Here is a 21,770-nt window from a genome sequence, read left to right on the forward strand (position 1 = left end):
CCGGTCCGCGTGGGCCGCGGGGGCGGCGGCCCCGCTGTTCGGGCCCCTGGCCCCGGCGGCCCTCGGCCCCGTCCCCCCCCCCCCCCCCCCCGCGCCGGACTCAGGCCTTCTTGGCGCACTCCGCGCAGGTCCCGAAGATCTCCAGGGTGTGCGCGATGTCGCTGAAGCCGTGCTCGGCGGCGACCGAGTTGGCCCAGCGCTCCACCGCGGGGCCCTCCACCTCGACGGTCGCGCCGCAGTGCCGGCAGACCAGGTGGTGGTGGTGCCCGCTGCTGCACCGGCGGTAGACCGCCTCGCCGTCGGCCGTGCGCAGCACGTCCACCTCACCGGCGTCCGCGAGCGACTGGAGCGTGCGGTAGACCGTGGTCAGACCGACGGAGTCCCCGCGGTGCTTGAGCAGGTCGTGGAGCTCCTGTGCGCTGCGGAAGTCCGCGATCTCGTCCAGGGCCGCCGAGACGGCGGCACGCTGCCGGGTCGATCGGGCGCGCGGCGACGGGCCTGCGGTGGTCACCGTGGGTCCTCCTGGGGTCGTGGGCGTCTCGCACATCATTGTGCCAGCCCCGCACCTCGCTCAGGGGTGGTCGTGCCGGACGGCTCGGAGGCGGCCTGTTCCGGCAGTTCGACGTCGCACACCTTCGGGCCGTGCTCGCCCGCGCCGCGGTGGCGCCGCCGGGCGAGCGGCGCGGCGAGCAGGCTGAACACCGCGAAGACCGCGATGGCGAGCAGCACGATGGCCGGGCCGGAGGGCACGTCGAGCTGGTAGGAGCCGGTGACGCCGGCCAGCGAGACGACCACGCCGAGCGCGATCGAGGCGGCCTGGGTGGCGGCGAAGGACCGGGTGAGCTGCTGGGCGGCGACCACCGGGACCACCATCAGCGCGCTGACCAGCAACAGCCCGACCACCCGCATGGCGACCGTGACGGTGACCGCGGCCATCACCGCGAGCAGCAGGTTGAGGGTGCGCACCGGCACACCGGTGACCCGGGCGAAGTCCTCGTCCTGGCAGATCGCGAAGAGCTGGCGGCGCAGGCCGACGGTGACCGCGATGACCACCGCGCCGAGCACCGCGATGGTGGCCAGGTCGGCGGGGGCGACGGTGAGGATCGAGCCCCACAGGTAGCTCTCCAGCGAGCCGGCCCCGGCCTGGGCGGACATCGAGACGAGCAGCTTGCCGCACGCCATGCCGCCGTAGAAGAGCATCGCGAGGGCGATGTCGCCGCGCTGGTTGCCGCGCGAGCGGACCAGTTCCATGGTGACGGCGCCGAGCACGCAGACCAGCACGGCCATCCAGACCGGGCTGGTCTGGAAGATGAAGCCGAGGCCGACGCCGGTCATCGCGACGTGGCCCATGCCGTCGCCCATCAGGGCCTGGCGGCGCTGCACCAGGTAGATGCCGACGGCCGGGGCGGTGATCCCGACCAGGACGGCGGCGAGCAGGGCTCGCTGCATGAAGTCGTAGGAGAGCATCTCGGTCATGCGAGCAGCCTCGGCGGGGTGAGGTCGGCGTGCGGGTGGACGTGGTCGTGGCCGGGCAGCGCGTGCAGGCCGGTGTTGGGCACGGGTGGGCCGTCGTGGGCGACGCAGCCGTCCCGCAGCACCACGGCGCGGTCGATCAGCGGCTCCAGCGGCCCGAGTTCGTGCAGCACGAGGAGGACGGAGGCGCCTCGGCCGACCTCGGCGCGCAGGGTGTCGGCGAGCACCTGCTGACTGGCGGCGTCCACGCCGGCCATCGGCTCGTCCATGATCAGCAGGTCGGGGGTGCCGACCAGGGCGCGGGCGATCAGCACCCGCTGCTGCTGGCCGCCGGACAGGTCGGCCACGCCGTCCCCGGCCCGCTCCAGCATGCCGACGGCGGCCAGCGCGCGGTCCACCGCCTCGCGGTCCTTGCGGCGGAAGGGCAGCAGCCGGTGCTGCGGCAGCCGTCCGGTGGAGACCACCTCGCGGACGGTGGCGGGGACGCCGGAGGCGGCGGTGGTGCGCTGCGGGACGTACCCGATCCGGTGCCAGGCACGGAAGGAGCCGTACGGGGTGCCGAACAGCTCCAGGGTGCCCTGCTCCAGCGGGACGGAGCCGATCACGGCCTTGACGGTGGTCGATTTGCCGGAGCCGTTGGCGCCCAGCAGGGCGACGACCTCGCCGGGCCGGACGGTGAGGTCGACGCCGCGCAGCACCGGCCGGCCGCCGCGCGAGGCGACGGCGTCACGGAGGCGGACGGCCGGAGGTATCGGGTCGGTCATGGTGCTCGGTCCCGTCAGCTGGTGGCGGCAGGGGTGGTGGCGTCGGTTCCGGCGGGGGTGGCCGGGGCACCGAGGGCGGCCTGGAGGTTGGCCAGGTTCTGCTTCATGACGGTCAGGTAGTCGTCCTTGGACGGGTCCTTGACGCCCTCCAGCGGGTCCAGGACGGCGGTCTTGAGGCCGAGGTCCTTGGCGACGGTGTCGGCGAGCTTGGGGCTGGCCAGGGTCTCGAAGAAGACCGTGGTGACGCCGTTGTCCTTGGCGGCCTTCTGCACCGCGGCGAGGCGGGCCGGGGTGGGCTCGGACTCCGGGTCGACGCCGTTGATGGCGACCTGGGTGAGGCCGTAGTGGTCGGCGAGGTAGCCGAAGGCGGCGTGGCTGGTGACGAAGGTCCTGGTCGTGGCGTCCTTCAGCCCGGCCCGGAACTCCTGGTCGAGCGCGGTGAGCTTGGTGACCAGCTCGTCGGTGTTCTTCCGGTAGTCCTCGGCGTGGGTCGGGTCGGCCTTGGCGAACTCGTCGCCGACGCTCTTGGCGATCGCCGCGTAGCGGGTCGGGTCGAGCCAGATGTGCGGGTCGCCGGCCGGGTCCTCGTGCTCGTGGCCCTCGGCCCCGTGGCCGTCGCCCTCGGTACCCTCGTCGAGATGGTGGTCGACCAGCGGGCTGGCGGCGGTGGCGTCGATCTTGTGCTTGCTGGACGACTGCGCGACGGCCTGGTCGACGGTGGGCTGGAGGCCCTTGAGGTAGATGATCGCGTCGGCCTTCTGGACGGTTCCGACCTGCTTGGCGGTGAGCTCCAGGTCGTGCGGCTCGACCCCGGCCGCGGTGAGGTCGGTGACCGCGACGTGCTCCTTGCCGATCTGCTGGGCCAGGAACTCCATCGGGTAGAAGGACGCGACGACCTTCAGCCTGCCGTTGCCGCTGTCGGCGCTGCTGCTGCCTCCGCAGGCGGTGAGGGCGAGGGAGGCGGCGAGGGCGGTGGTGCCGAGGGCTATGGAGGTGCGGGTCCGGCGGGACATTCCGAGTCGAGGCAGTCCGATCATCATGACAATCATTCTCATCTCAGATGGAAATGATTGTCAACTCACTTGGATGGGTGAACGGCGGGTGGCGGCGGCTGGGGCAGCCGGACGATACCGATTTGAATCACGTACCCGTATGGCCGGTAACCTGAGGTATTCGGGTACGCGCAACCAGCCGTGCCCTGACCGTGCCGTACGTACTGAAGAGAGCACTGTGGCCGCCGACAAGATCGACACGATCGTCAGCCTGAGCAAGCGCCGTGGCTTCGTCTACCCCTGCAGCGAGATCTACGGTGGCACGCGAGCCGCCTGGGACTACGGGCCGCTGGGTGTCGAGCTCAAGGAGAACATCAAGCGCCAGTGGTGGCGCGCGATGGTCCAGGCCCGTGAGGACGTCGTCGGACTCGACTCGTCGGTGATCCTCGCCCGCGAGGTGTGGGAGGCCTCCGGCCACGTCGCCACCTTCAACGACCCGCTGACCGAGTGCCTCTCCTGCCACAAGCGCCACCGGGCCGACCACCTGGAGGAGAAGTACGAGGCCAAGCACGGCTTCCCGCCGCCGAACGGCCTCAAGGACGTCAACTGCCCCGACTGCGGCACCAAGGGCCAGTTCACCGAGCCCAAGGACTTCTCGGGCATGCTGAAGACCCACCTCGGCGTCACCGAGGAGGCGAGCGGCCTGGCGTTCCTGCGCCCGGAGACCGCCCAGGGCATCTTCACCAACTTCAAGGCCGTCCAGACCACTTCGCGCAAGAAGCCGCCGTTCGGCATCGCCCAGACCGGCAAGAGCTTCCGCAACGAGATCACCCCCGGCAACTTCATCTTCCGCACCCGCGAGTTCGAGCAGATGGAGATGGAGTTCTTCGTCAAGCCGGGCGAGGACGAGCAGTGGCACGAGTACTGGCTCCAGCAGCGCTGGGACTGGTACGTCGGCCTCGGCCTGCGCACCGAGAACATGCGCTTCTTCGAGCACCCGAAGGAGAAGCTCTCCCACTACGCCAAGCGCACCGTGGACATCGAGTACCGCTTCAACTTCGGTGGCAGCGAGTTCTCCGAGCTGGAGGGCGTCGCCAACCGCACCGACTACGACCTGCGGGTGCACAGCGAGGCGTCCGGCCAGGACCTGAAGTACTTCGACCAGGAGTCCGGCGAGCGGTACTTCCCGTACGTCATCGAGCCGGCGGCGGGCCTCAACCGCGCCATGCTGGCCTTCCTGATCGACGCCTACTTCGAGGACGAGGCGCCGAACGCCAAGGGCGTCATGGAGAAGCGCGTCGGCATGCGGCTCGACCCGCGCCTGGCCCCGGTCAAGGTCGCCGTCCTGCCGCTGTCGCGCAACGCCGAGCTGTCCCCGAAGGCCCGCGGCCTGGCCGCCGACCTGCGCACCGCGTGGAACGTCGAGTTCGACGACGCCGGCGCGATCGGCAAGCGCTACCGCCGCCAGGACGAGATCGGCACGCCGTTCTGCGTCACGGTCGACTTCGACACCCTCGAGGACAACGCGGTGACCGTCCGCGACCGCGACACCATGTCGCAGGAGCGCGTCTCGCTGGACCAGGTCAAGGCGTACCTGGGCGCGCGGCTGATCGGCTGCTAGCAGGTTCCCCCGGGAGCCCTCGTCCGCCCTGGTGGGGCGGGCGGGGGCTCCCTGCCGTTCGGGGGCCTCGGGCGGCTCCCCCCGTGCTCCCCGGCGGGAGGCCGCTACCGCCGTCCCCAGCGCGAGCGCGGGGCCGCGGGCGGGCGGGTCGGGAGGCCGGCGGTGCGCAGGGCGGCGAGGGTGGTGCGGTGACGGGCCTCGTCGGCGAGCATCGCGGCCAGCAGCTGGGCGTACAGCCCGGAATTGCCGGCGCCGTCCAGGGCGGTGGCCAGCCGGACCACCTCGACGGGCGGGCGCAGGACGGCCAGTTCGCCCAGCAGGAGGGTGGCGAGCGCGGGCGGCAGGTCGGCCGCGAGAGCGGCGAGGTCGGCGGTGGAGCGACCGGCGGCCTGGCGCAGCAGGGTCCGGACGTCGCCGGCCCGGCCGTGCTGCTGGAGGCAGGCGGCCAGGGAGGTCAGCTCGGGTATCGGCGCCGACCCCCACTCCCAGAGCAGTGTCGCGCTGTCGGCGGTCAGTCCGGCCCGCTCCAGTGCGGAGAGCAGGCCGGGGACGGAGGCGGCCGGGTAGCCCCAGAAGGCGTGGAACACCTCGGCCGCCGCCTCGGCCAGGCCCAGCTCGCGCAACTCGGTGAGCACGGCGACGGAGTGGTCGGGTGCGGACCGGGAGACGCTGCGGGCGAGGTGGAGCGAGGCGCCGGCCGGGCCGTACCTGGCCAGCATGCCGACCAGTAGTGCGGCGTCGGCGGGGGCGAGGCCGGCGGTGGCCGCGTCGATCACCTCGGTGGCCTCGACGAGGGATCCGGCCCGGTGGAGGGCGGTGATCCGCTCGGTGAGGGCACCGAGATCGGGGCGGACGGGCGGCGGCGGGGCCTGCTGCTGCGGGGCCTGCTGCTGCGGTGGCTGCTGGTGGTACTGCTGCTGGTGCTGCGGATTCTGCTGGGGTGGCGGTGGCTGCTGCTGTTGTCTGATTCGACTCTCCAACGCCTCCAGTTGGTCGCTGAGTTGGAGGCAGCGGGCGCCCAGGCCCTCACGGAGGGTGCGCGCCTGGGCGAGCTGTCGCAGCAGCTCACCGTCCGGTCGTTGACGGCCCGGGGTGGCGCGGATCGCCTCGTTCAGGCGTCGTTCGCGTTGACTCGCGTAGCGGTTCGCGCGGAGTAACTCGTCCAGTTCCGCGCGGAGTTCGTCGGCCTGCTGCTCGCCCTCCGGTTGCTGGCCTGCGGATTGTGCCGTCGGCCGCATGCGCATGATCGCCCCACCCTGTCCATCCAGACCCTGACTGTGTGACATCCTGGCGTCAGTATGTGGCGTGGGAGTTAAGAGCGCACGACCAGTCGTGTCCGAGTGGTGTCAAGGAGCGCGCAGACGGCGGTCGTTGCGAGAAGTGCGCCGGTTGCGCTCCGTAGCAGGGTCGCCTCGTAGTACGGACCGGGGGCGAAGGCCGCGACGGCGTACCCGACCGCCGCACCCGGGAGGGCGGGGAGCAGGAGCAGCAGTGCGTCCCGGCGGGCCGCCGCGCCGATCACCAGGATCCCGGCCAGGGCAGCGAGTTCGGGCGTGCCGAAGGTCTCCGCGTAGCGGATCGCCAGGGCGGGGACGAGGAACAGCGCGAGTGCCCGGCCGATCGTCCCGGCGAGTGCGGCGGTGTGCGGGCCGGGCGGGTGCGGTGTGCGGGACGGGACGGCGCGGGTGGCGACGAGCACCGCCAGCGCGGCCGCGGCGGAGGGGAGATGATCGCCGAGCCGGGCGAGGTTGTAGAGCAGTGCGGTGTCGTACATCACCAGCATCAGCTGGCCGTACGCCCACAGGTCGAGCGCGAAGCGGAACGGGTTGCGGGCGGGTTCGGCCTCCGGTGGGGGCTCGTGGCGGGCCAGCCGGGCGATCAGCGGGGGCGTGAGGAGGGCTGCGATCGCGCGCAGGACGAGGTCGTCCACCGTGTACGGGTTCCGCAGGTCCCACTCCACCGCACAGAACGCCACGGTGTACGAGGCGGCGGCGAGCGGGATCAGCGGCGAGCGGGCCAGCCGGACGTACAGCGCACCGTCCAGCCGGCGGACGACAGCGACGAACGCCAGCAGCACCAGCGGCAGTTCGAGGAACGCCTGCACCCGGAGCACCGAGGGGGCCAGCAGCTCCGGGGCCGGGAAGTGTGCGGCGAGGGAGTCCAGGCGCGGGACGTCGAACCAGCCGGGCGGCAGGTAGCGGGTGATGAAGGAGACGTCCCCGTGGTGCACCCGGTTCACGTGGACCGCGACGAGCACCTGGTTGAGGTAGACGAGCGCGACGACGGCCGCCAGCACCGGCTCCGGCCCGAACGAGGCGCCCTTGCGCCCGGCCGGGGCGTTGCGCCGCAGCACCCTCGGCGCCAGGAACAGGGCGGCAGCGGCCGAGGCCACCACCGTCCCGTCCAGCAGCGGGGCGATCCCGCTCATGCGCCCAGCCTCGCCCGCGCCTCCATCAGCGCGAAGCCGAGCAGGTTCAACCCGCGCCACTCGGCGGGCTGTTGGGCCCGGATGTCGTCGGCGGCGAGCCCGATGCCCCAGATCCGGTCCAGCGGGCTGGCCTCGACCAGCACCCGCTCGCCCGTGTCCAGCAGGTAGCTGCGCAGCGCCTCGTCCTGGCTGAACTTCGCGACGTTGCCCGCCACCACCAGCTCGAACCGGCCGGCCACCCACGTCTCGTCGTCGAAGCCCTTCACCAGCCGGCCCAGCTTCTTCGCCTCGGCGGGCGTCCGGGCCGCCAGCACCCGCTGCGCGATCTCCTCGTCACCGAACATCCGGGCCTTGCCGGCCATCATCCAGTGCTCGGCGGAGGCGTACGTGACTCCGTCGACGGTGAACTCGCCGGGCCACCACTGGCTCAGGCACTGCTGCCGAGTCCCGCCGCCCTTGCGCTCGGTGTGCCCCCAGAACATCACCCACTTCGGCCGCACCCCGTCGGCCATCAGCGCGGCCAGCTCCTCGCGGCTGCGGACGGCGGCCAGGCCCCCCACGTGCATCTCGCTCATATCGTCATTCTGACACGAAGGGGTGCGTGCCTGCTAACCGTTTGATTGCGGCGTACTGCGTTCGTGGCGGTGGCCGGGCCTCCGGGATTTCCCGCACGCGGGCGGGACTTCGGGGCAGGCGAACGTGGTCCTGAAATCCCCGAAGCCGCCGACATCATCCGCGCAGCCCTGGCCGAGGTGCCTCGCGGGATCCCCTCGGTCAGCCCGCAGCCGCCAGCTCCAGGAAGCGCAGGCCGACCTCCGCCACCTCGTCCGCCGTCCAGCTCTGCGCCGGCTCGCCGAGGCTGACCTCGGCCATGGCGAGGCCGGGGGCGGCGTCCTCCCAGTGGGAGACGAACCAGATCCCCTCCTGCTCGGCCAGCGCCAGGTGGGCGGCGTTCAGGGCCTTGGCGGAGAACGGCAGCCAGAGCTGGAACTCGTGGGTGGGCGGTATCTCCGGGTGGAGGCGCGCACCGGGGAGTGCGGCCAACGCCGGGGTGAGGGTGGCCGCGTGGTGGACGTAGCCGGGGATGCGGGGCAGGGCCGTGTCCAGGCCGTGGAGGGCGGCGATGGCGGCCGGCCACTGCTGGGCGAGCTGGCCGCCGTAGCGGTGGCGCCAGGTGCGGGCGTAGGCGATGAGAGCCTTGTCGCCGGCGAGGGCGGCCCCGCTGATCCCGCCGAGGTCCTTGTAGTAGGACACGTAGACGCTGTCGGCGAGGGCGGCGATCTCGTCGAGCCGCCTGTCGAAGTGGACCGTGGTGTTCCAGAGCCGGGCGCCGTCGAAGTGCACCCGGGCGCCGGCCTCGCGGGCGGCGGCGACCAGGGCGGCCAGCTCGTCCCAGTCGGGGAGGAGGTAGCCGGGGTCGCGCAGCGGGAGTTCGACCGTCAGGGTGCCGAACGGCTCACCGAGTGCAGCGAGTTCCTCGGGCGTGGGCTGGCGCTGCTCGGTGGTGGGCCAGAGGCCGCGCAGGCCGGTGAGCTGGGTGTACGCGTGGCGCTCGTGCCGCTCGATGTGACTGAGCGGGTGCAGGGCCACAGCCGGGTTGCCGGTGCGCTCGGCGTGGTGGCGCAGGGCGACCTGCTGGGCCATCGTGCCGGTGGGGAAGAAGACCGCGTCTTCCTTTCCGAGCAGCGCGGCGGTCCGTTCCTCCAGCTGCCGCACCGGCCCGTCGCTGCCGTAGAAGTCGTGGGGGATGTCCAGGCCGTCCAGGGTGGCGAGCTGGACGAGGCGCTCGCGGATGCTGAGGACGCGGTCGCCGGAGAGAAAGTGCTTGCAGGTCATGCGGGCCGCACGGCGGCGGTGGACCTCGCTCTGGTCATCGATCATCCGGCGATTGTCGAACTCGTGGCGAGGTCGGACCAACTGCTTTTTCCCGTACGGGGCGTGGCGCTGCGGAAGGCGATCCGAGTCGACGGCACCGCCCGGGCCGGGCGGTGCCGTCGGTGAGCCGGCGCGGTGGTGTCAGACGGCGGTCCAGATCTGGTTGCTCCGGCCGGTGCACTGCCACAGCTCCAGCCGCGTGCCGTTGGGGGCGGGCACCGCGCCGCCGGTGACGTCCAGGCACGGGCCCGACTGGCCGCCGACGAAGGAGCCGTCGGACTGGTGCTCCCACTGCTGGTTGGCCCCGCCGTTGCAGGTGTAGAGGATGACGGGCGTGCCGGGGTAGAGCCACTGCTGGGCCTTGACCCGGGGCACCTTGGCGGCGGCCGTCGCACCGGCGTCGGCCGGTCCGGCGGCGCCGGCCGAGACGGCGAGGACGGACCCGGCCACCAGGGCGATCGCCGTGGCCACGACCGGGACCCTACGGCGGGCGATCGCCGCCAGGATCCCTGGCCCTCCGTGCCTCGCGTGGCCGGCGCGCTTGCTCATCACATCGACTCCGTTCCGAGGGAACGCGGCCGACCGCCGACGCGGCGCCGCACCCGGAACACGGCCCGTGGGCCCCGAGGGTTCAGCCGGTGCGAACGATCCGAGGACGACGAGCCGCACCGGCCACGGACGAGCACAGACGTCCGGCGTAGGAAGCGCGCAGAGACGTCCCGGCCCCGGAACCGGGCGCAGGCCGATCGATGTCCACGCTGGTGGACCGCGACACGGGATGAAGCCCCGGCCCCTGCTGATCCTCGTCCAGGCCCGGGCCGCGTGGGCCGCGTGGGCCGCCCGGGCCGCCCGGGTCAACTGGGCCGGTAGTAGGCCGCGATCGGGGCCCGGGCCTCCTCGGGCAGGGCTGGGCCGTCCGTCGGTACGGTCGGCCAGGCGGCCGAGTCGGGGTCGAGCTCGACGAGTTGTTCCGTGGAGAGTGCGTAGACGACCCGGCCGATGCCGGAGCGGAGGATGCCACCCTCGCACATGCCGCAGGGCTGGCAGCTGGTGTACATCGTGGTGCGCGCGGCCGTGTCCGGGGAGAGCCCACGGGCGGCCCAGCGGGCGAGCTTCAGTTCGGGGTGGGCCGTGATGTCGTCGTCGCGACGCACGGTGTTGTGGGCCTCGGCAAGGATCTCGCCGTCCGGGCCGGACAGCAGGGAGCCGTACGGGGCGTCTCCCAGGGCGGCGGCGTGGGCGGCGATGGCGATGGCCCGGCGCAGCAGGGCTTCGTCGGCTTCGGTGATCATGCGGCTCTCCAGTGGGTGGCCACGGTGGTGAGGGTCTGCCAGGCCTCCTGCGGCCGACGGGTCTCCTCCGGGTCCCCTCGGTAGGGGTCGAACACGACGGTCTCGGCGCCGAGATCGCGCAGCTGGCGGAGGTCGTCGAGGATCTGGTCGAGGGTGCCGACGCCGGCGGGCCGCTCGGGGTCGTCGACCGGCGTGGTGGTCAGCCGCAGGGCGATGCGGGGTGCGAACCCCGGCATCGGATGCTCGGCCAGTACCGACCGCATCCGGGCCAGGGGGAGCCGCAGCGGGTGCCAGGCGTCGCCGAACCGGACCGCCCGCCGGAGCGCCGCTTCGCTGTGGCCGCCGACCCAGACCGGTACCGTTCGGCGGTCGGATTCACCGGCTTCACCCGCCCAGGCGTCCCGCAGCGTGCTCAGGTGGTCGTCGGTCAGTCTGCCGCGCGCGCCGAACGGCACACCGAGGGCGTCGAACTCCTGGCGCGCCCAGCCGACCCCCACTCCGAGGACGAACCGGCCGCCGCTGAGCCGGCCGAGGGTGCCGGCCATCCGTGCCACCAGCAGCGGGTTCCGGTAGGGCAGGACGAGCACGGTCGTGCCCAGCCGCAGTCCGGTGGTGATCCCGGCGAGCCAGGACAGCGTGGTGAACGGCTCGTAGAACGGCTCCGGGTACCGCTCGGCCACGTCCGGGGTCACCGCCACGTGGTCCGACACCATGAGGAGGCCGAAGCCGAGGCCCTCCACGGTCCGGGCCCACTCGCGCAGCATGCCGGGGTCGGTGCCCGGCCCGAAGTTCGGTACGTTGACGCCAAGTTGCATGCTTCGAGGCTATTCCCGTGATCATGGCGGAAGGAACGGCGTCTTCCCGGTCCTGGCCGTTGTCCGCCGTGGTTCTCCCGGTGGATTCGTGGAATGGCCGTGAATCTCGACGACACCGACTGGGCGATCATCGGGCAGCTGCAACGGGAGGCCCGTATCTCCCTCAGCGAGCTGGGGCGGCGGGTGTCCCTCAGCCCGTCGGCGACCACGGAACGGGTGCGGAACCTGGAGTCGCTGGGCGTCATCACCGGCTACCACGCCACGGTGGACCTGGCGAAGGTCGGCTATCCGGTGCTCGCCGTCGTCCGGCTGAAGTACCCGGGCAACCGGCACGAGCCGCTGCGCCGACTGCTCGTCGAACGGCGGGAGATCCTGGAGTGCCTGCGCACCACCGGCGACGACTGCTACACCCTGAAGGTGGCGGCGACGTCCATGGAGCACCTGGAAACCCTCGTGGACGAGCTGGCCGGCTTCGGCAGCACCACCACGAGCGTCGTCTACAGCCGGACGCTGCCGCTTCGCGGGCCCGGCCGGCCCTGACGCCGAGGACGAAGGTGCTCCCTCGATCGGGGGAGGCCGGCCGTCCGCCGCGCGACGAGACTGGCGATCGTGACCAGGGGGTTCCCCGCTCCCCACGATTCCACAGGAGTTGACTCGTGCGCCGTTCGCGGATCCGCCACATGGCACTCGCCCTCTCGCTCTCGGCCCCCGTGGCCGCCGGGGTGCTGGCACCGTCCGGCATGTCCGCCGCGGCCTCGCCCGACGTCCTGTAGCAGGGACTGAACGCGCTGGTGGGGACGGACGGGGTGCCCGCCGCGCTCGCGACCGTCCGGGACGGGCGGGGCCGGACCCGTGACCACACGGCAGGGGTGGGGGACCTGGCCACCGGCGCCGCGGTCCCCGCCGAGGGCAGGTGCGGATCGGCAGCAACACCAAGACCTTCACCGCCGTCGTCGTGCTCCAGCTGGTGGGGGAGGGGAAGATCGACCTCGACGCCTCCGTCGACGCCTACCTCCCCGGCCTGGTCCGCGGCGAGGGCGTCGACGGACGGGGCGTCACCGTCCGGCAACTCCTCCAGCACACCAGCGGTCTGGCCGACTACGAGGGGCCGCCGGACGAAGCCTCCCTCCGGTACCGCTACTTCGAGCCCCGGGAACTGCTGGACATGGCCCTCCGGCAGGAGCCCGTCCTCGCGCCCGGGGCGAGGTTCGGCTACAGCAGCACCAACTACGTGCTGGCCGGCCTGATCGTCCAGCGGGTGACCGGCCGGCCGCTCGCCGAGGAGATCGACCGGCGGATCGTCCGGCGCATCGGGCTACGGCACACCTACTTCCCGGCCGCGGGCGACCGGACCATCCGGGAAGCCCACCCCAAGGGCTACCGCAGGGACTCCGCGGGCGGGCCGCTGACCGACTTCACGGAGCTGGACCCGTCGGCCGGCTGGGCGGCCGGTCAGATGATCTCCACCAACGCCGACCTCGACCGCTTCTTCACCGAGCTGCTGATCCCGGACCGCCTGCTGCCTGCCGCCCAGCTCGCCCAGATGCGGACCACCGTCCCGGTCGGGGACACCGGCGTCGGCTCCGGACTGGGCATCTTCAGCCGGCCGCTCTCCTGCGGCGGGGTCTACTGGGGGCACGGCGGCGACATCCCGGGCTACGAGACCCGGGGCGGCGCCACCGACGACGGCCGCGCCGTGAACATCGCGGTGACCACCGTTCCGGCCGACGACGCCGTCACCCGACACCTCGAAGCCGTCGTGGACACCGCCCTGTGCCACTGAGGCGGTCGTCGGGATGCCGGCGTACGGACGGGCGGTGAGCTCGGCGGTCTCGGTGGTGGTGCGCTCGCGCAGGGCGCGGCCGGCCGCCGTGAGGTGCAGCCGGGACGCCTTCGCCCCGTCCTGCTCCGACAGCTCGGCGGCCGTCAGTTCCTCGGTCACGCCCTGGACGACCGACTCGTCGGTGGCGCGGTGGCGCGGTGGCGCGGTGGCGCGGTGGCGCGGTGGCGCGGTGGTGTGGTGCCGCGGTGGTGCGGTGCCGGGGTGCGCCTCGGGCATGACTTTCGACAGATCCGGTGCGGAGGCGGCCCTCGTAAGGTCGTGGGCATGCGGATGAGTGGGGTGGCGCTGCCCGCGGTGGCGTCGGTGTGTATCGGGTTCGGTGTCACGAGCCTCTGGTGGGCGCTGCCGGCGATCGGATTCTCCTTCCTGGCCGGACTGCGAATGGAGCGGGTGCGGCCGGCGGCGGTGGTGTTCGCGGTCCTGGTCGCGGCCGGGGTGCTGGTGATCGGGTCGGTGCCCTCCTGGATCGTTCTGGGCCTGCGGTTCGTCGCGCTCGCCGTGAGCACCGGGATGGGCCCGTGGCTGCTGGGCCGGTTCTGGCGGCAGTCGCAGGAGCTCGTGCGCGCCGGGTGGGAGCGGGCCGAGCGGCTGGAGCGGGAAAAGCAGCTGGTCGCCGAGCAGGCCCGACTGCGCGAACGGGCCCGGATCGCCCAGGACATGCATGACGCCCTCGGGCACGACCTCAGCCTGATCGCCCTGCGTGCCGGTGCCCTCAAGCTCGCCCCCGACCTGGCCCGGCCCCACCGGGAGGCCGTCCAGGAGATCCGGGCGGGCGCGGCCACCGCCATCGACAGGCTCGGCGAGGTGATCGGCATCCTGCGCGACGGGGACGAGGGCGACGGCGGCACCCCCGCGGCCCACGGACCGGCCGACTCGGACGTTCCGTACCTGGTAGCCGAGGCGGTCGCCGCGGGCCTGGACGTCCGCTCGGAGATCACCGGCGAACCGGACGGGCTCCCGCGTGCCTCCGAGCACGCCGCGTACCGGGTGGTGCAGGAGGCGCTGACCAACGCCGCCAAGCACGCGCCGGGGGCGCCCGTCGCCATGGAGGTGGCGTACTCGGCCGACGGTGCCCGGGTCCGGGTGGCCAACGGCCCTGCGCCCGCACCTGTGTGCGCACCCGCGTCCGCCTCTGCGCCGGTGCCCGCCTCCGCGTCCGCCGTTCCCGGGAGGGGGCCCTTGGTATCCGCGTCAACCCCGCGCAGCGCAACGCCCACCGGCGGTCGCGGCCTGGCCGGGCTGACCGAACGCGTCCGGCTCGCGGGCGGCGCCTTCGCCCACGGGGCCCGTCCGGACGGCGGGTTCGAGGTTGTGGCCCACCTGCCGCGCCGTGCCGCCGGGCCCGTCCCGGCGGTGCCCGCCGCCCCGCCGTCGCCGGTGCGCGAACTGCGCCGGGCCAGGCGTACGGTGGGTCGGACGCTGGCCGCCGTGGTGCTCGTCCCGCTGGCGACAGCCGTGCTGCTGACCGTCGCGCTGCGCGCATGGACGTTCTACGTGGTCAGCCTGTCGGTGCTGGGCCCGGAGGTCTACGCCTCCCTCCAGGTCGGGCAGGACCAGGCCACGGTCGAGCGGCTGCTGCCGGGCCACCGGCTGCCGTACCGTCCGCCGAGCGGGCCGTCGACGCCCGCGCCGCCGTCGGGGGAAGGGGTCTCGTGCGCGTACTACGCCATCACCGCCCAGCTGTTCGTGGACCGGGCCGGCGACGCCTATCGGCTCTGCTTCCGGGACTCCCGGCTGGTCTCGCGCGACGTGCTTGTCTCCTGACCTGCTGACGCACTTCCCTTTCCTCACCACCTCCGTACCGAGCGACCGACAGGAGCCGCCGATGACCACCGCACCGATCCGGGTGCTGCTCGCCGACGACGAGCCGATGATCCGCGCCGGGCTGCGCGCGGTGCTCGCCACCGACCCGGGCATCGAGATCGTCGCCGAGGCCGGGGACGGCCGGGAGGCCGTCGAACTGGTCCGGCGCCACCGGCCGGACGTCGCCGTGCTGGACATCCGGATGCCCGGGGCGGACGGCATCACGGCCGCCGCCGAGATCCGCCGGAGCGGCCTGGCCACCGGAGTGCTCATGCTGACCACCTTCGGTGAGGACGACTACATCCTGCGCGCGCTCAGCGGCGGCGCGAACGGCTTCCTGATCAAGTCCGGTGAGCCCGAGGAGCTGATCGCCGGGGTGCATGCGGTAGCGGGAGGGGCTGCCTACCTCTCACCCAAGGTGGCCGCCCGGGTGGTCGCCCACCTGGCTGCCACCGGGGCCGGCGGCCCCGCCGACCGGCGTGCCGGCGCCCGGGAGCAGGTGGCCGCCCTGACCACCCGGGAACGGGACGTGCTGACGCTGATCGCCGCCGGGCTGTCCAACGGCCAGATCGCCCGTCGGCTGGGGGTGGTGGAAGGCACCGTGAAGGCCCATGTGAGCTCCATCCTGGCGCGGCTGGGCGTGACCAACCGGGCGGCCGCCGCCGTCCTCGCGCACGAGGCCGGGCTGACCCTCGGTGCGACCTGCGCCGGCGGACCCCGGGACTGAGGCCGCCGCGCCGGGTGCCAGGAGCAGCCGCCCGAGGACGGGCACCCCGGCCAGGGCGGCGACGGCGGTGGTGGCCACCGGCAGCAGGGCGACGACCACGGCCGCCGTGACCGTGCCGCCGAGCGCGGCGCCGGCGAGCACGTCGTGCGGGTAGTGGACCCCGGCCGCCACCCGCAGCGCGGCCGTGGCGCCGCCGACGGGTATGACGAGCAGCGCCCAGCGCGGCCGCAGCAGCGCCAGCCCCGTCGCCAGCGCGACGGCGAGCGTGGCGTGGTTGCTGGGGAACGACCAGTCACCCGGCGGCGGGCACTCGGTGACGGCCGAACCCGGCAACCCGGCCAGCGCCCGGCAGGGCCGCTCCTCGTCGAGGACCACCTTCAGCACCTCGCTCGCCCCGTACGCCAGCACGGTGCCGAGACCGACCAGCGCCACCCCGGCGACCTGCCCGGCGGCCCGGCGGCCACGGGCCGTCCACCAGCAGAGCGCCAGCAGCAGCCCGAGCACCACCAGCCCGGCCTCGGTGGCCGGCGCCGCCGCCGAGGCCACCGCGTGTGGAGCGTCACCGACGGCCTCCGCCACCCGTCGGTAGCCGCCGGCCGACCACCCCGTGAGCACCCGCAGCGGCTCCGCACCGCCATTCCGTTCGGGCGCCAGCCATGCCACCACCCCGGCCCCCGCGCAGAGCAGGGCCACGGCCAGTACGGGCCTGGGCTTGACGGCGGCCCTGTTCGCCCGCGCGGTTCTGCGCGTTCCGGCTGCCCCGGAATTCCTGGATTTCCTGTCCGTGTACGTCATGGTCCGGACGGTAGAAGCCAACGAGCCCTTTCCGCCCGACCCGAAAGTCAGGCAACGACCATGACGATGGTCAGGGTTGACAGCTCTTCACGTCCTGACCGTCGACCAGGCCGCCCGCGTCCTCCACCACACCGAAGCCCGGACCCTCCTCGTCGGCGGTTACGCCGACCGGATGTGGGACCGCCAGACCGCCCGACCGCCCGCCCGCGCGACCGGCTACGAGATCCTCGAACTGCCGGCCGCCGACCACGGCCTCGAACTGCCTGACGGCCCGCCGGCTCGATCGACGCCCTGCGTCAGGTCGTCGTCCGACTGGACGGCTTCGGGCGCGGGAAGGCAGCCCGCATCCGGCGGCGGCCCAGGTGGTGCCGGGCGCCCCGGCCGCCCCGGGGCGCCCGGACATCCGCCTATCGGCAACCAGTCGGCTGACCCGGCGTGATCACCGGTAGGTCGCGCTCCTCCGCCGCGTCGGCCAGACGTTTGTCGTAAGTGACGAAGGCGGTGAGCGCGTGCTCCAGGTGCTCGGCGCTGGCGAGGTGAATGGCGTCGAGGGTACGGAGGTGCCGGGTGGGGAACTGGCAGGCGGCTCGGAGGACGGCATCGGAGAGCCGGATGCGGAGCAGCCGGTCGAGCAGGTCGGTCGACGTGTCCAGCAGATCCTGTGGTGCGCCGATCCGGATCAAGGCGCGTGGCACCTCGACCTGAGCCAGTGCGCTGGTCGCATGACCTTCGGAGCCGTGCGAGGAGAGAAATGTGCGCAGAGCGGTGGATTCGTTCTCAGGGACCAGGAGCTTGAGGATCGCGCATGAGTCGAGGTAGATCAATGGTCCTCCTCCTCCCGCATGGCGTGCAGGGCGTCAGCGGCCGACCCGAGTCCGGCGCCGGACTCGGGCAACGTCCAGTCGGCCAGGCCGCGCGCGGTGGCGGCGTTCTCCGGGTCGATGGTGCCGTCGCGGACGAGGTCCTCCAGTACCCGTTGCTCCGGGTCGGGCGGCGCGAGGACGGCGATCAGCCGGCCGTTGCGGGTGATCTCCACGCGCTCGCCGGCCGCGACCCGGTCGATCAACTCGCTGGCGTGCTGCTGGAGCTGTCGGATGGGGACTCTGGCTGTCATACGACTCACGGTAGAGCGGATCGTGCGGCGATTTCGAGGAGCGTGCGTCGATTTCACACGGAAGAGTGCTCACCCCGCTCCCGGGAACCCGTGCCGCCGTGCGCCCAGGGTGGTGGCCAGTGCGGCGGCCAGGAGGACGAGGGCGGACCAGGGCAGGGCGGACGGTCCGGCGTGGTCGAGGGCCAGGCCGCCCGCCAGGCCGCCGATGGCGATGCCGAGGTTCCAGCAGGTGACGAGCAGGGACTGGGCGAGGTCCCCGGCCGGGCCGGCCGCGTCGGCGACGGCGGTCTGCAGGAGGGTGGCGGCGCCGCCGAAGCCGAGGCCCCAGACCGCGGCGGCGACGTAGGCGGGCCAGCCGGTCGAGCCGAGCAGGGCGGCGGCGAGGAGCAGGGCCGCGACGGCGAGGAGGGCGGAGGCGGCGACGGTCAGGGGGCGCAGGTACCGGTCGATCAGGGCGCCGGTGACGAGGATGCTCGCCAGCGAGGACAGCCCGATGACGAGCAGGACGGTGTCCGTCCGGCCGTCGAGCCCCAACGGTGCGAGCAGTGCCGCGACGTACGTGTAGAGGACGTTGTGGGCGAGTACGAAGGTCGCCGTGACGGCCAGGACGGCGGCCACGCCCGGCATCCGCAGCGCCCGCCGGACGGGGGTGCGGGCCTGGCCGTCACGGCCGGGCGGGTCCGGGAGCACGAGCAGCATCCAGCCGACCAGTGCCACGGCGACCACGCTCATCAGCCCGAAGGTGAACCGCCAGCCCACCAGTCCGGCCAGCAGGGTGCCTGCGGGCACGCCCACCGACAGGGCGACCGTCGAGCCGGTCATGGCGACGGCCATCGCCCGTCCGCGCTGCTCCGGTGCGACGATGCCCCGGGCGTACCCGGCCAGCAGCGCCCAGAGCAGCCCCGCGACCAGGCCGGCCGCGAACCGGGCGGCCATGGTGAGCGGGTAGCTCGGCGACACGGCGGTGACGGCGTTGGCCACGGCGAAGCCGCCGACGGAGACGAGCAGCAGGCGCTTGCGCGGCAGGCGTCCGGTGACGGCGGTCAGCGGGATGGCGGCCGCGATGGAGCCGACCGCGTAGAGCGTCACGGACTGCCCGGCGGCGGACTGGCCGACGCCGAGGTCGGCGCTCATCGCGGGCAGCACTCCGGCGGGCAGGGCCTCGGTCATGATCGTGACGAATCCGCCGGTGCTCATGGCCAGCAGCGCCGGCCAGGGCAGCCTCGGCAAGGGGGCCACCGGCCGGTCGGGGGTGCGGAGTTCAGAAGTGGACATGGGCCCGATCGTCTATCGTTGACATCCATGTCAAGGTCCAGCCGGGACGGCACCGGCCCGGGGTGAGGGTGGTCACACATGCGCATCGGCGAACTCGCCCGGCGGACGGAGACCGCTCCGCGCCTGCTGCGCTACTACGAGCAGCAGGGGCTGATCACGCCGAGCCGCGAGGCGAACGGCTACCGCTCGTACGACGAGTACCTCGTGGACCGGGTGCTGCAGATCCGCGGGCTGCTGGACGCGGGGCTGCCGACCCGGATCATCAAGCAGATCCTGCCCTGCCTGGACACCCCGCGGACGATCCACTTCGCCGACGCCACACCGGAGATGCTCGCCACTCTGGAGTCCGAGACGGACCGGATGACCCGCCGGATCCTGTGCCTGACGCGCAACCGGGACGCCATCCGGGAGTACCTGGACGTGGTCAAGAGCCTCTCCTGAACCCCGGCGCCGGGACCGCCGCTTGACCTTGCCGCCGGTGTCATGGTCGCACGCTGCCGTCATGACCGATTCCGCGATCCACCACACCGCCTTCGGCGACGGCACCCCGATCGTCCTGATCCACGGCTGCACCGTCGACCACCGCGTCCTGCTCCCGCTCGAACCCGCCTTCGCCGACCGCCCCGGCTGGCAGCGCCTCTACCTCGACCTGCCCGGCCACGGCACCAGCCCCCGGCTGCCGGGCCCGGTCTCCGCGAGCGCCCTGGCCGAGGCCGTCTCCGGATGGATCGGGGACCGGGTCGGTCGGCGGCCCTTCGCCGTGGTCGGGCAGTCCTTCGGCGGCCAGCTGGCCCGGGCGGTGACCGCGCGGTTCGGCGAGCAGGTGCTGGGCTCGGCGCTGCTGGTGCCGGTGGTGCGCTGGGGTGCCGACCGTGCCCTGCCGGAGGAGTCCGTGGTCGAACGCGACGACGACCTCCTCGCCCGCCTCCCGGCCGCCGACCGCGAGCTGTTCCGGTACGTCATGGCCCGTCACACCGAGGTGAGTCGGGAGCTCTTCGAGCGGTACGTCCGGCCGGGCTGGCAGGCGCACGACCGGGCGGCCGCCGCCGAGCTCGAAGCCGACTTCCTGCTGCCGCACTGGCCCGAGCTCCGGGCACCGCAGCACCGCGGCCACCACCTGCTGGTCACCACCCGGCAGGACGCCCTGGTCGGCTGGCGCGACCAGCTCGCCCTGCTCGACCACTACCCCCGGATGGCCGCCGCCGTCCTCGACGGCGTCGGCCACAACCCCCAGGTCGAGGCCGCCGAAGCCGTCCGCACCCTGTTCGGCCGGTGGCTCGACGCACTCGAACGCTGAGGGCCGGTGCCGGGAACGCCGACGGCCCCGCGACCGGTCGTACCGGTCGCGGGGCCGCTGCGATGACCGTGACCCGGCCGCCGCCGGGGCCCGGAGGCCCGGGTCAGCCGATGGAGCGGGGCAGACGGGTGGTCAGGTAGAGGATGGTGAAGGAGCCGAGGAGCTGGATGCCCAGGCAGAGGGCGAGGGCGCGGTCCATGCCGAGGACGGGGGAGAGGGAGAGGTAGAGGGTGCCGAGGGTGGCGACGCCGAGGGCGAGGCTGGACTGCTGGCCGGTGGCGAGGACGCCGCTGCCGACGCCGGCCCGGGCGGCGGGCACCTTGGAGAGGACGACCCGGAACAGCGGGGTGCCGATCAGACCCTGCCCGATGCCGGCGAGGGCGACGCCCGGCGCCATCCGCAGCGGGGAGAGGTGCGCCCAGTCGGCCAGCACGGTCAGGGCGAGGGCGGCGAGGCCGGTGGCCTGGACGACGGCGCCGGCGCTGAGCACCCGGCTGCCCCAGCGGCCGATCAGCCGCGGGCCGGCGAGCGAGGCGGAGAAGTAGCCGACCGCCATCGGGACGAGCGCCCAGCCGGCCGCGACCGGGCCGAGCCTGAGGCCCTGCTGGAGGGCGACCGCGATGACGAACATGAAGCCGCCGAAGCCCGCGAAGTAGGGGAGCGCGATGCCGAGGCCGCGCCGCATCTCCGGGATGCGCAGCAGGGACGGCGGCACCAGCGGGGTGTCCCCGCGCTGCTCGGCGCGGCGCTCGACGGCACCGAAGGCGACGGCGAGGACGGGGAACAGCGCCAGCAGCACCCAGGACCAGAGCGGCCAGCCGGCGGCGCGCCCCTCCATCAGCGGGATCAGCAGGGAGAGCAGCGTGGCGGTGAGCAGGACGGTGCCGGGGACGTCGACCCGGGCGGCCGTGGTGGCCCTGCTCTCCGGGACGTAGCGGACCGCGAGCACCATGGCGAGCAGCGCGAACGGCACGTTCAGCAGGAACACCGAGCGCCAGCCGGTGCCGAACAGGTCGGCGGCGACCAGCATCCCGCCGAGCACCTGCCCGATCACCACCGAGATCCCGCCGACCGCGCCGTAGACGCTGAGCGCGCGGCCGCGCCGGGCGCCCTCGGTGGCGGCGGTGATGGTGCCGAGCACCTGCGGGATCAGCAGCGCGGCCGAGGCGCCCTGGGCGGCCCGGGCGGCGACCAGGGACCACGCGCCGGGGGCGAGGCCGCAGGCCAGCGAGGTGAGGGCGAAGGCGGCGGCGCCGACGACGAAGAGCCGGCGGCGGCCGTAGCTGTCGCCGAGCCGCCCGCCGAGGACGAGCAGCACGGCGAAGGCGATGCCGTAGCCGGCGGCGACCAGTTCGAGGACGGCGGGCCCGGCGGCCAGGTCGTGGTCGATCGTGGGCAGGGCGACGTTGACGATGAAGAAGTCGAGCATCGGCAGGAAGGCGCCGAGCAGGACGGTGACCAGCCCGGCGGTGCCGAGGCCGGCGGCGGGACCGGCAGGGCCGGCGGGTCCGGGGGCGGAGGTACGGGTGGCCGCGGCGCCGGGGGTGGTGGCGGTGCGGCCCGGGGCGGGGGCGACAGCGAGTCGTTGGGTCACGGGTCATACGATCCGCCGCTCCGCACCCTGGTACCAGAGTGTGGTTATCCAGGTATAAGAAG

At 73.4% G+C, this 21,770-nt stretch carries 21 protein-coding genes and 2 pseudogenes; 7 read left to right on the forward strand and 16 right to left on the reverse strand.

Going from position 1 to position 21,770, the window contains the following annotated elements; all coding sequences use genetic code 11:
- Positions 1-100 precede the first annotated feature (100 nt).
- From AB0O11_RS03310 to AB0O11_RS03325, 4 genes are read right to left on the reverse strand one after another with little or no spacing between them, the layout of a single operon-like run.
- Positions 101-511: a Fur family transcriptional regulator gene (locus tag AB0O11_RS03310; protein ID WP_189918013.1), complete on the reverse strand. Its 411-nt coding sequence runs from the start codon at positions 509-511 to the stop codon at positions 101-103.
- Between the two features lie 35 nt (positions 512-546).
- The gene (locus tag AB0O11_RS03315) at positions 547-1,476 is read right to left on the reverse strand and encodes a metal ABC transporter permease (RefSeq protein ID WP_363381275.1); all 930 of its coding nucleotides are present in this window, start codon (positions 1,474-1,476) and stop codon (positions 547-549) included.
- Entirely contained in the window at positions 1,473-2,237 is a 765-nt protein-coding gene (locus AB0O11_RS03320; RefSeq protein ID WP_363381277.1) for a metal ABC transporter ATP-binding protein, read from the reverse strand. Before AB0O11_RS03320 ends, AB0O11_RS03315 begins: the two co-directional genes overlap by 4 nt.
- Positions 2,238-2,251: 14 nt before the next feature.
- Positions 2,252-3,250, reverse strand: coding sequence for a metal ABC transporter substrate-binding protein (locus tag AB0O11_RS03325; RefSeq protein WP_363381977.1), 999 nt, complete (start codon positions 3,248-3,250; stop codon positions 2,252-2,254).
- Positions 3,251-3,467: 217 nt separating this feature from the next.
- Between AB0O11_RS03325 and AB0O11_RS03330 the strand changes: the two genes are divergently transcribed.
- Positions 3,468-4,850: a glycine--tRNA ligase gene (locus AB0O11_RS03330; RefSeq protein ID WP_224279482.1), complete on the forward strand. Its 1,383-nt coding sequence runs from the start codon at positions 3,468-3,470 to the stop codon at positions 4,848-4,850.
- Positions 4,851-4,954: 104 nt separating this feature from the next.
- Here AB0O11_RS03330 and AB0O11_RS03335 read toward each other — a convergent pair whose 3' ends face one another.
- The 7 genes from AB0O11_RS03335 to AB0O11_RS03365 all read right to left on the reverse strand — a co-directional run bounded on the left by AB0O11_RS03335 (position 4,955) and on the right by AB0O11_RS03365 (position 11,260).
- A complete protein-coding gene (locus AB0O11_RS03335; RefSeq protein ID WP_363381279.1) occupies positions 4,955-6,094 on the reverse strand; it encodes a hypothetical protein in 1,140 nt (379 codons plus the stop codon).
- A gap of 68 nt (positions 6,095-6,162) precedes the next feature.
- Positions 6,163-7,278 carry a hypothetical protein gene (locus tag AB0O11_RS03340; protein WP_363381281.1) on the reverse strand — a complete coding sequence of 372 codons (1,116 nt, stop codon included), beginning with the start codon at positions 7,276-7,278 and terminating at the stop codon, positions 6,163-6,165.
- Positions 7,275-7,844, reverse strand: coding sequence for an NADAR family protein (locus tag AB0O11_RS03345; RefSeq protein ID WP_363381980.1), 570 nt, complete (start codon positions 7,842-7,844; stop codon positions 7,275-7,277). The genes AB0O11_RS03340 and AB0O11_RS03345 overlap by 4 nt, the downstream gene beginning before the upstream one ends.
- Positions 7,845-8,052: 208 nt before the next feature.
- Positions 8,053-9,159: a beta-eliminating lyase-related protein gene (locus AB0O11_RS03350; RefSeq protein ID WP_363381283.1), complete on the reverse strand. Its 1,107-nt coding sequence runs from the start codon at positions 9,157-9,159 to the stop codon at positions 8,053-8,055.
- Between the two features lie 135 nt (positions 9,160-9,294).
- Complete coding sequence (locus tag AB0O11_RS03355; protein ID WP_363381284.1) at positions 9,295-9,624, reverse strand: RICIN domain-containing protein; 330 nt, start codon at positions 9,622-9,624, stop codon at positions 9,295-9,297.
- A gap of 383 nt (positions 9,625-10,007) precedes the next feature.
- Positions 10,008-10,445: a nucleoside deaminase gene (locus AB0O11_RS03360; RefSeq protein ID WP_363381286.1), complete on the reverse strand. Its 438-nt coding sequence runs from the start codon at positions 10,443-10,445 to the stop codon at positions 10,008-10,010.
- The gene (locus AB0O11_RS03365) at positions 10,442-11,260 is read right to left on the reverse strand and encodes an LLM class flavin-dependent oxidoreductase (protein ID WP_363381288.1); all 819 of its coding nucleotides are present in this window, start codon (positions 11,258-11,260) and stop codon (positions 10,442-10,444) included. The genes AB0O11_RS03360 and AB0O11_RS03365 overlap by 4 nt, the downstream gene beginning before the upstream one ends.
- A gap of 93 nt (positions 11,261-11,353) precedes the next feature.
- Here AB0O11_RS03365 and AB0O11_RS03370 point away from each other — a divergent pair, with 93 nt between their 5' ends.
- The 4 genes and pseudogenes from AB0O11_RS03370 to AB0O11_RS03385 all read left to right on the forward strand — a co-directional run bounded on the left by AB0O11_RS03370 (position 11,354) and on the right by AB0O11_RS03385 (position 15,633).
- Positions 11,354-11,800, forward strand: a complete 447-nt coding sequence (locus tag AB0O11_RS03370) for an Lrp/AsnC family transcriptional regulator (RefSeq protein WP_363381290.1) — start codon at positions 11,354-11,356, stop codon at positions 11,798-11,800.
- Between the two features lie 140 nt (positions 11,801-11,940).
- Positions 11,941-13,043 (forward strand): annotated as a pseudogene (locus tag AB0O11_RS03375) (serine hydrolase domain-containing protein).
- 324 nt (positions 13,044-13,367) lie between these two features.
- On the forward strand, positions 13,368-14,867 hold the full coding sequence (locus tag AB0O11_RS03380) for a histidine kinase (RefSeq protein ID WP_363381292.1): 1,500 nt from the start codon (positions 13,368-13,370) through the stop codon (positions 14,865-14,867).
- A gap of 61 nt (positions 14,868-14,928) precedes the next feature.
- A complete protein-coding gene (locus tag AB0O11_RS03385; RefSeq protein WP_363381293.1) occupies positions 14,929-15,633 on the forward strand; it encodes a response regulator transcription factor in 705 nt (234 codons plus the stop codon).
- 150 nt (positions 15,634-15,783) lie between these two features.
- Here the strand turns inward: AB0O11_RS03385 and AB0O11_RS03390 are convergent.
- The 4 genes and pseudogenes from AB0O11_RS03390 to AB0O11_RS03405 all read right to left on the reverse strand — a co-directional run.
- Positions 15,784-16,428: pseudogene (locus AB0O11_RS03390) on the reverse strand (phosphatase PAP2 family protein); the annotation flags it as partial.
- A 407-nt stretch (positions 16,429-16,835) separates the two neighbouring features.
- Complete coding sequence (locus AB0O11_RS03395; protein WP_363381295.1) at positions 16,836-17,252, reverse strand: type II toxin-antitoxin system VapC family toxin; 417 nt, start codon at positions 17,250-17,252, stop codon at positions 16,836-16,838.
- Positions 17,249-17,542 (reverse strand): type II toxin-antitoxin system prevent-host-death family antitoxin, encoded by a 294-nt coding sequence (locus tag AB0O11_RS03400; protein ID WP_363381297.1) that lies wholly within the window; start codon positions 17,540-17,542, stop codon positions 17,249-17,251. Before AB0O11_RS03400 ends, AB0O11_RS03395 begins: the two co-directional genes overlap by 4 nt.
- A gap of 69 nt (positions 17,543-17,611) precedes the next feature.
- On the reverse strand, positions 17,612-18,817 hold the full coding sequence (locus tag AB0O11_RS03405) for an MFS transporter (protein WP_363381299.1): 1,206 nt from the start codon (positions 18,815-18,817) through the stop codon (positions 17,612-17,614).
- 78 nt (positions 18,818-18,895) lie between these two features.
- Here AB0O11_RS03405 and AB0O11_RS03410 point away from each other — a divergent pair, with 78 nt between their 5' ends.
- Positions 18,896-19,258 (forward strand): MerR family transcriptional regulator, encoded by a 363-nt coding sequence (locus AB0O11_RS03410; protein WP_363381300.1) that lies wholly within the window; start codon positions 18,896-18,898, stop codon positions 19,256-19,258.
- Between the two features lie 61 nt (positions 19,259-19,319).
- Positions 19,320-20,114 carry an alpha/beta hydrolase gene (locus AB0O11_RS03415; protein WP_363381302.1) on the forward strand — a complete coding sequence of 265 codons (795 nt, stop codon included), beginning with the start codon at positions 19,320-19,322 and terminating at the stop codon, positions 20,112-20,114.
- Positions 20,115-20,217: 103 nt separating this feature from the next.
- On the opposite strand, the gene AB0O11_RS03420 is transcribed toward AB0O11_RS03415, so the two are convergent.
- The gene (locus tag AB0O11_RS03420; protein ID WP_363381982.1) at positions 20,218-21,576 is read right to left on the reverse strand and encodes an MFS transporter; all 1,359 of its coding nucleotides are present in this window, start codon (positions 21,574-21,576) and stop codon (positions 20,218-20,220) included.
- Positions 21,577-21,770: the final 194 nt, after the last annotated feature.

It is taken from the genome of Kitasatospora sp. NPDC093102, assembly GCF_040683915.1.
Classification (GTDB): domain Bacteria; phylum Actinomycetota; class Actinomycetes; order Streptomycetales; family Streptomycetaceae; genus Kitasatospora.